The organism is Streptomyces sp. CNB091 (assembly GCF_000377965.1).
This window is the reverse complement of the sequence record NZ_KB898996.1, coordinates 161809-174216: the sequence shown is the minus strand read 5'-3', so window position 1 is coordinate 174216 and position 12408 is coordinate 161809. Positions and strand designations below refer to the sequence as shown.

Annotated in this window: 12 protein-coding genes; 9 read left to right on the top strand and 3 right to left on the bottom strand. The window is 71.2% G+C overall.

The annotated features are described in order from the left end of the window. The first annotated feature begins 43 nt into the window (after positions 1-43). Complete coding sequence (locus D581_RS0114445; RefSeq protein WP_018957927.1) at positions 44-2557, top strand: DEAD/DEAH box helicase; 2514 nt, start codon at positions 44-46, stop codon at positions 2555-2557. Positions 2558-2591: 34 nt separating this feature from the next. After that, positions 2592-3458: an acyl-CoA thioesterase gene (locus tag D581_RS0114440; protein WP_018957926.1), complete on the top strand. Its 867-nt coding sequence runs from the start codon at positions 2592-2594 to the stop codon at positions 3456-3458. 13 nt (positions 3459-3471) lie between these two features. Here D581_RS0114440 and D581_RS0114435 read toward each other — a convergent pair whose 3' ends face one another. Continuing rightward, the gene (locus D581_RS0114435; protein WP_018957925.1) at positions 3472-3735 is read right to left on the bottom strand and encodes a DUF6011 domain-containing protein; all 264 of its coding nucleotides are present in this window, start codon (positions 3733-3735) and stop codon (positions 3472-3474) included. A 342-nt stretch (positions 3736-4077) separates the two neighbouring features. Between D581_RS0114435 and D581_RS0114430 the strand changes: the two genes are divergently transcribed. The 3 genes from D581_RS0114430 (at position 4078) to D581_RS0114420 (ending at position 6300) form a co-directional block, all read left to right on the top strand. Continuing rightward, positions 4078-5049, top strand: coding sequence for a DUF389 domain-containing protein (locus D581_RS0114430; RefSeq protein WP_018957924.1), 972 nt, complete (start codon positions 4078-4080; stop codon positions 5047-5049). A 187-nt stretch (positions 5050-5236) separates the two neighbouring features. Then, on the top strand, positions 5237-5761 hold the full coding sequence (locus D581_RS0114425) for a GNAT family N-acetyltransferase (RefSeq protein WP_018957923.1): 525 nt from the start codon (positions 5237-5239) through the stop codon (positions 5759-5761). Positions 5762-5811: 50 nt separating this feature from the next. Next, a complete protein-coding gene (locus D581_RS0114420; protein ID WP_018957922.1) occupies positions 5812-6300 on the top strand; it encodes a glutathione peroxidase in 489 nt (162 codons plus the stop codon). A 58-nt stretch (positions 6301-6358) separates the two neighbouring features. Here D581_RS0114420 and D581_RS0114415 read toward each other — a convergent pair whose 3' ends face one another. Continuing rightward, complete coding sequence (locus D581_RS0114415) at positions 6359-7585, bottom strand: acyl-CoA dehydrogenase family protein (RefSeq protein ID WP_018957921.1); 1227 nt, start codon at positions 7583-7585, stop codon at positions 6359-6361. Positions 7586-7768: 183 nt separating this feature from the next. Between D581_RS0114415 and D581_RS0114410 the strand changes: the two genes are divergently transcribed. Next, a complete protein-coding gene (locus D581_RS0114410; protein WP_018957920.1) occupies positions 7769-8431 on the top strand; it encodes a TetR/AcrR family transcriptional regulator in 663 nt (220 codons plus the stop codon). 37 nt (positions 8432-8468) lie between these two features. On the opposite strand, the gene def is transcribed toward D581_RS0114410, so the two are convergent. After that, on the bottom strand, positions 8469-9014 hold the full coding sequence (gene def, locus D581_RS0114405; protein WP_018957919.1) for a peptide deformylase: 546 nt from the start codon (positions 9012-9014) through the stop codon (positions 8469-8471). 114 nt (positions 9015-9128) lie between these two features. Between def and D581_RS0114400 the strand changes: the two genes are divergently transcribed. From D581_RS0114400 to D581_RS0114390, 3 genes are all read left to right on the top strand, one after another. After that, positions 9129-10367 carry a MurT ligase domain-containing protein gene (locus D581_RS0114400; protein WP_018957918.1) on the top strand — a complete coding sequence of 413 codons (1239 nt, stop codon included), beginning with the start codon at positions 9129-9131 and terminating at the stop codon, positions 10365-10367. A 34-nt stretch (positions 10368-10401) separates the two neighbouring features. Next, a complete protein-coding gene (locus D581_RS0114395; RefSeq protein WP_018957917.1) occupies positions 10402-11130 on the top strand; it encodes a type 1 glutamine amidotransferase in 729 nt (242 codons plus the stop codon). Positions 11131-11305: 175 nt separating this feature from the next. Then, complete coding sequence (locus tag D581_RS0114390) at positions 11306-12331, top strand: 6-phosphofructokinase (RefSeq protein WP_003970624.1); 1026 nt, start codon at positions 11306-11308, stop codon at positions 12329-12331. The last annotated feature ends 77 nt before the right edge of the window (positions 12332-12408 follow it).

Sequence of the window (12408 nt, the reverse complement as noted above, 5' to 3'; positions counted from 1 at the left end):
CGCCGGTTCCCTCATCCGGGCCGAAGACAGGCAAGATGGGGGCGTGACCCTCATCGACCAGCTGCCCAAGACACCCGACCCGGACGCCCTCTTCGAGGCCTTCTCGTCATGGACCGAGACCCAGGGCATCACCCTTTATCCGGCTCAGGAGGAGGCGCTGATCGAGGTGGTCTCCGGGGCGAACGTGATCCTTTCCACTCCGACCGGCTCGGGTAAGAGCCTGGTGGCGGCGGCCGCGCACTTCACGGCGCTGGCGCAGGACAAGGTCACCTTCTACACGGCGCCGATCAAGGCGCTGGTGTCGGAGAAGTTCTTCGACCTGTGCAAGCTCTTCGGCACCGAGAACGTCGGCATGCTCACCGGCGACGCCTCGGTCAACGCGGACGCCCCGGTGATCTGCTGTACGGCCGAGGTGCTGGCCTCCATCGCGCTGCGCGACGGCAAGTACGCCGACATCGGCCAGGTCGTGATGGACGAGTTCCACTTCTACGCCGAGCCGGACCGGGGCTGGGCGTGGCAGATCCCGCTGCTGGAGCTTCCGCAGGCCCAGTTCGTGCTGATGTCGGCGACCCTCGGCGACGTCGCGATGTTCGAGAAGGACCTGACCCGCCGTACCGGGCGGCCCACCTCCGTGGTGCGCTCCGCGACCCGTCCGGTGCCGCTCAGCTACGAATACCGCTTCACGCCGATCACCGAGACGCTGACCGAGCTGCTGGACACCCGGCAGTCACCGGTCTACATCGTGCACTTCACGCAGGCGGCGGCCGTCGAGCGGGCACAGTCGCTGATGAGCATCAACATGTGCACGAAGGAGGAGAAGGAGAAGATCGCCGACATGATCGGCGGCTTCCGCTTCACCACCAAGTTCGGCCAGAACCTCTCCCGTTACGTACGCCACGGGATCGGGGTGCACCACGCGGGGATGCTGCCGAAGTACCGCCGCCTGGTGGAGAAGCTGGCCCAGGCGGGTCTGCTGAAGGTGATCTGCGGGACGGACACGCTCGGCGTCGGCGTCAACGTGCCCATCCGCACGGTGCTGTTCACGGCGCTCACCAAGTACGACGGCACCCGGGTGCGGACCCTGCGCGCGCGGGAGTTCCACCAGATCGCGGGCCGGGCCGGCCGGGCCGGTTTCGACACGGCCGGCTTCGTCGTGGCGCAGGCCCCCGAGCACGTCATCGAGAACGAGAAGAACGTCAAGAAGGCGGGCGACGACCCGAAGAAGAAGCGCAAGGTGGTGCGCAAGAAGGCCCCGGAGGGCTTCGTCGCCTGGTCGGAGACCACCTTCGACAAGCTGATCACCTCGGACCCCGAGCCGCTGAGCTCCCGCTTCCGGGTCACCCACACGATGCTGCTCGCGGTCATCGCCCGGCCGGGCAACGCGTTCGAGGCGATGCGGCATCTGCTGGAGGACAACCACGAGCCGCGCCGGGCTCAGCTGCGGCACATCCGGCGGGCCATCGCCATCTACCGCTCGCTGCTGGACGGCGGAGTGGTGGAGCGGCTGGCGACGCCGGACGCCGAGGGCCGGATCGTCCGGCTGACGGTCGATCTCCAGCAGGACTTCGCGCTGAACCAGCCGCTCTCCACGTTCGCGCTGGCCGCGTTCGACCTGCTGGACGCCGAATCCCCCTCGTACGCGCTGGACATGGTCTCGGTCGTCGAGTCGACGCTGGACGATCCGCGGCAGATCCTGGCCGCCCAGCAGAACAAGGCGCGCGGCGAGGCCGTGGGGCAGATGAAGGCGGACGGGGTCGAGTACGAGGAGCGGATGGAACTGCTCCAGGACGTCACGTACCCGAAGCCTCTGAGCGAGCTGCTGTGGCACGCCTACGACGTGTACCGCACGAGCCACCCGTGGGTGAACGACCACCCGGTGTCGCCGAAGTCGGTGATCCGGGACATGTACGAACGCGCCATGACCTTCACGGAGTTCACCTCGCACTACGAGCTGGCCCGGACCGAGGGCATCGTGCTGCGGTATCTGGCGAGCGCGTACAAGGCGCTGGAGCACACGATCCCGGACGACGTGAAGTCGGAGGACCTCCAGGACCTGATCTCCTGGCTCGGCGAGATGGTGCGCCAGGTGGACTCCAGTCTGCTGGACGAGTGGGAGCAGCTGGCCAACCCCGAGGTGGAGACCGCCGAGCAGGCCCAGGAGAAGGCGGACGAGGTCAAGCCGGTCACGGCCAACCCCCGCGCCTTCCGGGTGCTGGTGCGCAACGCGATGTTCCGCCGGGTGGAGCTGGCCGCGCTGGACCGGGTCCGGGACCTGGGCGAGCTGGACGGCGACGCCGGGTGGGACGAGGACGCCTGGGGCGAGGCGATGGACGCCTACTGGGACGCGCACGAGGAGATCGGGACCGGTCCGGACGCGCGGGGTCCGAAGCTGCTGAAGATCGAGGAGGACCCGGCGCACGGGCTGTGGCGGGTCTGGCAGGCGTTCGCCGACCCGGCGGGCGATCACGACTGGGGCATCAAGGCCGAGGTGGATCTCGCGGCGTCCGACGAGGAGGGCCGGGCGGTGCTCCGGGTCACCGAGGTCGGCCAGCTGTGAGGTACCCCCCGGCAAGGGAATGGAGAGGTACGGCATGACGAACCCGGCCGAGCGCCTGGTCGACCTTCTCGACCTGGAGCGGATCGAGGTCAACATCTTCCGGGGCCGCAGCCCCGAGGAGTCCCTGCAACGGGTCTTCGGCGGGCAGGTCGCGGGCCAGGCGCTGGTGGCGGCGGGCCGGACCACCGACGGGGACCGGCCGGTGCACTCGCTGCACGCCTATTTCCTGCGGCCGGGCCGCCCTGGAGTGCCGATCGTGTACCAGGTGGAGCGGGTGCGGGACGGCCGGTCGTTCACCACCCGGCGGGTGACGGCGGTCCAGGAGGGCCGGACGATCTTCAATCTGACGGCGTCGTTCCACCGCCCCGAGGAGGCGGGCTTTGAACACCAGCTGCCGCCGGCCCGGATCGTCCCGGACCCGGAGGAGCTGCCGACGGTGGCCGAGGAGGTGCGCGAGCACCTGGGCGTGCTGCCGGAGGCGCTGGAGCGGATGGCCCGGCGGCAGCCCTTCGACATCCGGTACGTCGACCGGCTGCGCTGGACGAAGGACGAGATCAAGGACGCGGATCCGCGGAGCGCGGTTTGGATGCGGGCGGTGGGCCCGTTGGGCGACGACCCGCTGGTGCACACCTGCGCGCTGACGTACGCGAGCGACATGACGCTGCTGGACGCGGTGCGCATCCCGGTGGAGCCGCTGTGGGGTCCGCGCGGTTTCGACATGGCCTCGCTGGACCACGCGATGTGGTTCCACCGGCCGTTCCGGGCGGACGAGTGGTTCCTGTACGACCAGGAGTCGCCGATCGCCACGGGCGGCCGGGGGCTTGCCCGGGGCCGGATCTACGACCGTTCGGGGCAGTTGCTGGTGTCGGTGGTGCAGGAGGGACTGTTCCGGCGACTCTAGGTCCTGTCGTGTGTCAGATGCCGGGCAACGGGTCTTGGTCGACCTCGTGGCGGCGGGTGCGGATGTCCGGCGGCGCCGGGTGCAGCTTGGCGTCGCAGGACGGTCCGAGGCCGGCCCGGCGCGAGCCGGTCCCGGTGAGGGGCCGGCCGCAGAGGCGGCAGCGGACGAGACGGCGGCCCCGGTGCTGCTCGCCTTCGGCGGCGGGGTCCCGGGCGGCGGCTCCGGCGGCTCCGGCGGCTCCGGGCAGCGGTTCGGGAAGGGCGTCGGGAATCTCCACACGTCGATCCTGCCAGTACGGCGGCCTCGGCCGTCCGCGAGGGCCCCGTGTGATCATGCCGGTCTCGCGGGGTCGTCCCCGCGCACCTGCGGCGTTGTCGTCGGTCACCCGTGGTCGGCGATCGGCGGGGACCAGCCCAGGCGCCTTCCTCCCGGCCGGGCCCCGTCCCCTCACTGTCCGGCACCGCCGCCCCGGGTGCGCGGCACACGTCCTGCGCCGGGGGCACGGGGCCGGCGCCCCGTTTGCCGAACGGGGGCGGGGCCGCGTTACTGGAGTGAGCGCCGGGGCGACCGGCCTGGTGGCGCGCCGTGCGAGGGGGCCGGGAGCCGCGGAGGTACCGGGATGGACATGATCCACATCCGAGCGGTGAGCCCGCCGGACCTGACCGACGAGGTCGTCGGCCTGCTCTCGGGTGACCCCTGCGTGCTCAACCTCATCGTGCAGCGCGACGCCGCGCGCCGTCCCGACGGCGACTCCATCGCCTGCGACGTGCTGACGGGGGCGGCGAACGACGTGCTGCACCGCTTGCGCGCCGTCCGGCTGGACCAGCGTGGGTCCCTCGTCATCGAACCGGTCGACATGGCCTTCTCCGGCGCCGCCACCGAAGGGGGACGGCGCTCGTTGGGGCCGCTGAGCCGGGCTCCGGTCTGGGAGCAGGTCGAGGCGCGCATCAGATCCGGCGGGCGGTACCCGCCGAGCTTCTTCCTCTATCTCGTCGTCGCCGGGCTGATCGGTTCGGTCGGCATCGTCACCAACTCGCAGATCCTGATCGTGGCGGCGATGGTCGTCGGGCCGGAGTACGGCGCCATCCTCAGCGTGGCGCTGGGGATCGACCGGGGCCATCGGGCCATGGTGCGCGGCGGGCTGGCCGCCATGGGGGCCGGTTTCCTCCTCACTGTCGTCGTCACGTTCCTCTTCGCGCTCCTCATCCGCGGTTTCGGGATGCAGTCGGAGGCCTTCGACCGGGGGTTGCGCCCCGTCTCCAATCTCATCAACACGCCGAACTTCTTCTCGGTCGCCGTCGCGACCCTGGCCGGGATCGTCGGGATCGTGTCGCTCACCGAGGCCAGGACCAGCGCTCTGCTCGGCGTGTTCATCTCCGTGACGACGATCCCGGCCGCGGCGGACATCGCCGTCTCCACGGCGTTCACCAGCTGGTCCGACGTACGGGGATCCGCGATCCAGCTCGTGGTGAACATCCTGGTGCTGATCGTGGTGGGCACGGCCACGCTCAAGGCCCAGCGGGCGATCTGGCAACGGGTCGGACTACGGCGTGACCGTGACCGTGCCCGCCGGCTCGCCGAAGAGGCCTGACGGACGGGTGGAGAGGCGGGTGACCTCACGCGCACCCGGTGTCGGGCGGCGCATCCGGGTAGGCGATGGGCGGCACCGTGGGAAATGACGTCGCCGGGGTGGAGCACCCGTGCACCCTGGAGGAAAGAGCCTCCGCCGCGGGCCGTACGGTTCCTTGCGACCCTGCCCTGTGAAAGGACCCCCGCGCATGACCGAGATCGTCCACGTGTCCGCCCCCGAGCTGGTCACGTACGCCGACGAGCTGGCCTGCCTCCTGGTCGAGACCGTCGATGAGGGGTCCTCGGTGGGCTTCCTCGCCCCGTTGGCCCGGGAGACGGCCGCCGCCTGGTGGCGTGAGCGGGCCGCCGACGTGGAGGCGGGGCGGATCGGCACCTGGATCGCCCGCGAGGGCGGGCGGGTCTCGGGGACGATCGCCCTGGTCCGGGCTCCGCTGCCGAACGCCCGGCACCGCGCGGAGGTCGCCAAGCTGATGGTCCGGCCCTCGGCGCGCGGCCAGGGGCTCGGCGGGGCGCTTCTGGCCGCGGTCGAGACGTACGCGGCGGCCGAGGGCATCACGCTGCTGATCCTGGACACCGAGAGCGGCAGCCTGGCCGAGCAGGTGTACTGCAAGGCGGGCTGGACGAAGGTCGGGAGTGTACCGGGATACGCGGCGGATCCGGCGGGCAGCCTCAAGCCGACCACTTTCTACTACAGGGAGCTCGCCGCTCCGTGAGCGGTGGGCGGCACCATGGGCACGACCACGCACTGATCAGGGAGAGTTTCATGACGCTGCACGACATTCCGCTGCGCACCCTCGCGGGCGAGCCGACCACGCTGGGCGCCTACAGCGGCCGGGCCGTCCTCTTGGTGAACGTGGCCTCCAAGTGCGGGCTCACCCCGCAGTACGAGGGTCTGGAGCGGTTGCAGCAGAACTACGGGGACCGGGGCCTGACCGTGCTCGGTGTCCCGTGCAACCAGTTCGCCGGGCAGGAGCCGGGGAGCGCGGAGGAGATCCAGAGCTTCTGCTCGACGACGTACGGGGTCACCTTCCCGCTGCTGGAGAAGATCGACGTCAACGGCGCGGACCGGCATCCGCTGTACGTGGAGCTGACGAAGCTGGCGGACGCGGCCGGGGAGGCCGGGGACGTCCAGTGGAACTTCGAGAAGTTCCTCATCTCGCCGGCCGGTGAGCCGGTCGCCCGGCTCCGGCCGGGCACCGAGCCCGAGGCCACGGAGGTCGTGGCGGCGATCGAGGCGCAGCTGCCCGGCTGAGTACGCCGGAAGGGGGCGGTCCGGTACGCGTGCCCGGGCCGCCCCCTTCCTGTCACCGTCAGCGGATCGGCATGCCCGACAGGGTGCGGGCGATCACCAGGCGCTGGATCTCGCTGGTGCCCTCGAAGATGGTGTAGATGGCCGCGTCGCGGTGCATGCGCTCGACCGGGTACTCGCGGGTGAAGCCGTTGCCGCCGAGGATCTGGATCGCCTGCGCGGTGACGTCCCGGGCGGTCTCGCTCGCGTACAGCTTGGACATGGAGCCCTCGGCCGAGGTGAACGGCTTGCCGGTGGTGGCCATCCAGGAAGCGCGCCAGACCAGCAGCCGGGCGGCGTCGATCCGGGTGCGCATGTCGGCGAGCTGGAAGGCGATGCCCTGGTTGTCGATGATCGGGCGGCCGAACTGGCTGCGGGTCTTCGCGTAGTCGAGGGCGACCTCGTAGGCGGCGCGGGCGGTGCCCACGGCCATCGCGCCGACGGCCGGGCGGGACGCCTCGAAGGTGGCCATCGCCGCGTTCTTGACACGCTCGCCGCCGGACCTGGCGCGTTCCCGGGCGCGGGCGAGGCGCTCGTCGAGCTTCTCCTTGCCGCCGAGCAGGCAGCGTCCGGGGACGCGGACGTCCTCCAGGACCACCTCGGCGGTGTGCGAGGCGCGGATGCCGTGCTTCTTGAACTTCTGGCCCTGGGAGAGGCCGGGGGTGTTCGGCGGCACGATGAAGGAGGCGTGGCCCTTGGAGCCGATGTCGGGGTCGACGACGGCGACGACCACATGCACGTTGGCTATGCCGCCGTTGGTCGCCCAGGTCTTGGTGCCGTTGAGGACCCACTCGTCCTTGGCCCCGTCGTAGACGGCCCGGGTGCGCATCGAGGCGACGTCCGATCCGGCGTCGGGCTCGGACGAGCAGAAGGCGGCGACCTTCACGTCGTCGGCGTCGCCGTACATCTGCGGGATCCAGGTGCCGATCTGCTCCTCGGTGCCGTTGGCGAGGACGCCGACGGCCGCCAGGCCCGTACCGACGATCGACAGGGCGATGCCCGCGTCGCCCCAGAAGAGCTCTTCCATGGCCATGGGGATGCCGAGACCCGTAGGGTCGAAGAACTGCTGGGCGTAGAAGTCCAGGGAGTAGATGCCGACCTTGGCCGCTTCCTGGATGACGGGCCAGGGCGTTTCCTCACGCTCGTCCCACTCCGAGGCGGCGGGGCGGATGACATCCGCCGCGAAGCCGTGGAGCCACTCCTTGACCTGCTTCTGGTCGTCGTTGAGATCGAGCGTGAACTCGGCCATGTTCCCCTCCAGGCACTGCGGCGAAAACCATGCGTTACTTCCGGTAACCACAGTCTGTTACCGGCAAGTAGGTACTGTCAACCGCCACGGAGCCGATCCGGCGTCCGCCCTGCGGAGTGTTACGTTGCGCGGGCGTGCAGAGGCGATGCGACGCATCGCGTGGCCAGGGGTGGGAGAGACGACATGGAGACCGCACGAAGCGCCGAGCGGCAGCGGACCGCGGCCGAGCGCCGTCGCCGCGAGTTGCTGGAAGCGGCGGACCGGGTGGTGCTCAGGGACGGACCGCAGGCCTCGATGAACGCCATCGCCGCCGAGGCCGGGATCACCAAACCCATCCTCTACCGCCACTTCGGGGACAAGGGCGGCCTCTACCGCGCCCTCGCCAAGCGCCACACCGACGCGCTGCTCAGCGCCCTGCGGGCCGCCCTGGACGCGCCCGCCGACCGGCGTGAGCGGGTGGAGTCGACGCTCGACACCTATCTCGCCGCGATCGAGGCCCGCCCCCAGGTCTACCGCTTCCTGATGCATCCCGCCGACGGTGCCGCCGCCGACACCGCCCCCTCCCCCGAGCAGGGCTTCGACGTCGGCCGACACTCCGCGCCGCTGCTGCGCCGCCTCGGCGAGGAGCTGGGCCAGGTGATCGCCGAGCGCGTCGACCTGGGCCCGGACAGTGAGCAGATGGCCCGCATCTGGGGGCACGGGATCGTCGGCATGATGCACGCGGCGGGCGACTGGTGGCTCGGCGACCGGCCCTGCTCCCGCGAACGGCTGGTGAGCAGCCTCGCCGATCTGCTGTGGGGCAGGCTCGCGGAGGCGGGCGACCTCCAGGGCGGCCCGGGGTTCTGACCCGCTCCCGCATGCCGGGCCCGGGAGCCCCGCGCGCTCAGTCCCCGCGCGCCCAGGGTGCGCGGCGTGCCGCGCGCAGCGCCCGGGTGCGCCGCAGCCCGGTGAGCCGGTCGGTGTAGACCGTGCCCTCCAGGTGGTCGCACTCGTGCTGGAGGCACCGGGCGAACCATCCCGTCCCGGCGATCCGGACCGGCTCGCCCGTCATCGTGAGGCCCTCGACGACCGCGTGGTCGAAGCGATCCGTGCCCGCTTCCAGACCGGGAAGTGACAGACAGCCCTCCGGTCCGCGTACGGTGAGTCCGTCCGCCTCGACCAGTTCGGGATTGACCACGTGTCCCAGATGGCGGACATCGTCGTCGTCCGGGCAGTCGTAGACGAACACCTTGAGCGGGACGCCGACCTGATTGGCGGCGAGCCCGACACCCTGCGCGGCGTACATCGTCGCGAACATGTCCTCGACCAGCCGCGCCAGCGACGGGCCGAAGTCCGTGACGTCCTCGCAGGCGCGATGGAGCAACGGGTCGCCGAGCAGACTCATCTCACGGACCAGTCCGGAGCTGCCGGGGATCGGGCGGTTTCGCATGGCGGCAAGGTTACGTTCCGCCGGGGCCGGGGAGTTCCCGTGGTGCCGCGGTGCGGTCGCCGCGCCGGACATCGATAGGCTGGGCGCGGACCGATGCAAGGAGGATCTAGGACGATGGCAGGCAACACGGAGCCGTTGTCGCCGCGGGCCAAACTGGCCGTGACGGCGGGCAAGGCCGCGGCGGCGGTGTCACGCGCCGCGGGGCGGGGCAGCGGATCGGTGATCGGCGGCCGGGTGGCGCTCAAACTCGACCCCGACCTGCTGGGGCGGCTGGCGCAGCACCTGGACGTGATCCTCGTGTCGGCGACGAACGGCAAGACGACCACCACACGGCTGATCGCCGAGGCGCTGCGGGCCGCCGGGCCCGTCGTGTCGAACGCGCTCGGCGCGAACATGCCCGCGGGCATCACCTCGGCGCTGGCCGGCGGCTCGGACGCGAAGTTCGGCGTGATCGAGGTCGACGAGAAGTATCTGGCGGGTGTCGCGCGCGACACCACACCCAAGGTGATCGCCCTGCTCAACCTCTCGCGCGACCAGCTGGACCGCGCGGCGGAGACCCGGATGATGGCCGAGCACTGGCGCGAGGGCCTCTCCGGCTCGAAGGCCGTGGTCATCGCGAACGCGGACGACCCGCTGGTCGTCTGGGCGGCCTCCTCCTCGGCCAACGTGGTCTGGGTGGCGGCCGGCCAGGCGTGGAAGGACGACGCGTGGTCCTGCCCGTCCTGCGGCGGTGTGATGCAGCGCCCGGGGGACGACTGGTTCTGCGGGCAGTGCGGCTTCCGCCGCCCCGCCCCGAGCTGGGCGCTGAACGGCGACTACGTCCTGGACCCGCACGGTTCGGCGTGGCCGATCCACCTCCAGCTGCCGGGCCGGGCGAACAAGGCGAACGCCACCAGTTCCGCCGCCGTCGCCGCCGTCTTCGGCGTGCCGCCGCAGGTCGCGCTGGAGCGGATGTACCAGGTGCAGGCGGTGGCCGGACGCTATGACGTCGTCACCTTCCAGAACCGTGAGCTGCGTCTGCTGCTGGCGAAGAACCCGGCCGGCTGGCTGGAGACCTTCTCGCTGATCGACCCGCCGCCGACGCCGGTGATCCTCTCGGTGAACGCGCGCGGCGCGGACGGCACGGACACCTCCTGGCTGTGGGACGTGGACTACACGCAGCTGGCGGGTCACCCGATCTTCGTGCTCGGCGACCGGAAGCTGGACCTCGCGGTCCGCCTCGAAGTCGCCGGTCTCGACTTCCGGGTCTGCGAGACGCTCGACGAGGCCGTGAGTCACGCACCGCCCGGCCGCATCGAGGTCATCGCCAACTACACCGCCTTCCAGGATCTGCGCCGTCGTGTCGGCAACTGACCCCGGCCCCGGCCACCTCCGGAGAGGACGAAGCATGAGCAACAACGGTCTGCGTCTGGTCTGGGTCTACCCCGACCTGCTCAGCACCTACGGCGACCAGGGCAACGCCCTGGTCGTGGAGCGGCGTGCCCGGCAGCGCGGTCTGGACGTGCAGCGCGTCGACGTGCGCAGCGACCAGCCGGTGCCGACGTCCGGCGACATCTATCTGATCGGCGGCGGTGAGGACCGGCCGCAGCGCCTGGCGGCCGAGCGGCTGCGCCGCGACGGCGGGCTGAGCCGGGCCGCGTCCAACGGCGCGATCATCTTCTCGGTCTGCGCGGGCTACCAGATCCTCGGGCACGAGTTCGTCAACGACCTCGGCGAGCGCGAGGCCGGTCTCGGTCTGCTCGACGTGGTCTCCACCCGCGGCGAGGGCGCACGGTGCGTCGGCGACGTACTGGGGGACATCGACCCGCACCTCGGGCTGCCGCCGCTGACCGGGTTCGAGAACCACCAGGGCGTCACCCATCTCGGCCCGACGGCACGACCGCTGGCCCGGGTGCAGTTCGGCCGGGGCAACGGCACCGGGGACGGCACGGAGGGCGCGTACAACGACACGGTCTTCGGGACGTACATGCACGGCCCCGTGCTGGCCCGCAACCCGCAGATCGCCGATCTGCTGCTGAAGCTGGCCCTCGACGTGAACGCGCTGCCGCCCACCGACGACCGCTGGTACGAAGCGCTGCGCGCCGAGCGGATCGCCTCGGCGACCCAGCCCGCCTGAGGCTCTTTCCGCTCGCCTGAGCGGTGTCCGCCTGAGGTGTTTTCCGCTCGGTTGAGCGGAGTCCAGCAGGCGGACGGCCGGTTCGGTCCCGCCACCCTGCGCCGGTAGGGTGGCGGGGATCCAACCGGACGACGTGGTCCGGTCGTCGACTTAACGTTGCAAAGGTTTCCGGGCCATGCGCATTGGCGTACTCACCTCCGGCGGCGACTGCCCCGGCCTCAACGCCGTCATCCGTTCCGTCGTGCACCGCGCGGTGGTGGACCACGGCGACGAGGTCATCGGCTTCCACGACGGCTGGAAGGGCCTGCTGGAGTGCGACTACCGCAAGCTCGACCTTGACGCGGTGGGCGGCATCCTGGCCCGCGGCGGCACGATCCTCGGCTCCTCCCGGGTCCAGCCCGCGCATCTGCGCGACGGCGTGGAGCGCGCCCGCGGCCATGTCGCGGACCTCGGCCTGGACGCCATCATCCCGATCGGCGGCGAGGGCACCCTCAAGGCCGCGAACCTCCTCTCCGAGGCCGGTCTCCCGATCGTCGGCGTCCCCAAGACCATCGACAACGACATCGCCTCCACCGACGTCACCTTCGGCTTCGACACCGCCGTCGGCGTCGCCACCGAGGCCCTGGACCGGCTGAAGACCACCGCCGAATCGCACCAGCGGGTGCTGATCGTCGAGGTCATGGGCCGTCACACCGGCTGGATCGCGCTGCACTCCGGCATGGCCGCCGGCGCCCACGCCATCGTGGTGCCCGAGCGCCCCTTCGACATCGACGAGCTGACCGAGCTGGTCGGCAAGCGCTTCTCGGCGGGCAAGAAGTTCGCCATCGTGGTGGTCGCCGAGGGCGCCAAGCCCCGCGAGGGCTCCATGCAGTTCGAGCAGGGCGTCAAGGACATCTACGGTCACGAGCGGTTCGCCGGGGTGGCCACCCAGCTCTCCGGGGAGCTGGAGCAGCGGCTCGGCAAGGAGGCCCGCCCGGTCATCCTCGGCCACGTCCAGCGCGGCGGCACGCCCACCGCGTACGACCGGGTCCTGGCGACCCGGTTCGGCTGGCACGCGGTGGAGGCGGCGCACCGGGGCGAGTTCGGGATGCTGACGGCGCTGCGCGGCACCGACATCGTGATGGTCCCGCTGGGCGAGGCCGTCGAGACGCTGAAGACGGTCCCCGCCGAGCGGTACGCCGAGGCGGAGTGCGTGCTCTAGAACACCTCGTCCACGGCGTCAGGACACGTCGTCCCAGAACTGCCCCCGGCCGCGACCGCGACCGGGGGCAGTTCTAC

Bases quoted from the DNA above. Each gene is read 5' to 3' on its own strand.
- D581_RS0114440 (WP_018957926.1), top strand. From the start codon at position 2,592: ATGACGAACCCGGCCGAGCGCCTGGTCGACCTTCTCGACCTGGAGCGG.
- D581_RS0114430 (WP_018957924.1), top strand. From the start codon at position 4,078: ATGGACATGATCCACATCCGAGCGGTGAGCCCGCCGGACCTGACCGAC.
- D581_RS0114425 (WP_018957923.1), top strand. From the start codon at position 5,237: ATGACCGAGATCGTCCACGTGTCCGCCCCCGAGCTGGTCACGTACGCC.
- D581_RS0114420 (WP_018957922.1), top strand. From the start codon at position 5,812: ATGACGCTGCACGACATTCCGCTGCGCACCCTCGCGGGCGAGCCGACC.
- D581_RS0114415 (WP_018957921.1), bottom strand. From the start codon at position 7,585: ATGGCCGAGTTCACGCTCGATCTCAACGACGACCAGAAGCAGGTCAAG.
- D581_RS0114410 (WP_018957920.1), top strand. From the start codon at position 7,769: ATGGAGACCGCACGAAGCGCCGAGCGGCAGCGGACCGCGGCCGAGCGC.
- def (WP_018957919.1), bottom strand. From the start codon at position 9,014: ATGCGAAACCGCCCGATCCCCGGCAGCTCCGGACTGGTCCGTGAGATG.
- D581_RS0114400 (WP_018957918.1), top strand. From the start codon at position 9,129: ATGGCAGGCAACACGGAGCCGTTGTCGCCGCGGGCCAAACTGGCCGTG.
- D581_RS0114395 (WP_018957917.1), top strand. From the start codon at position 10,402: ATGAGCAACAACGGTCTGCGTCTGGTCTGGGTCTACCCCGACCTGCTC.
- D581_RS0114390 (WP_003970624.1), top strand. From the start codon at position 11,306: ATGCGCATTGGCGTACTCACCTCCGGCGGCGACTGCCCCGGCCTCAAC.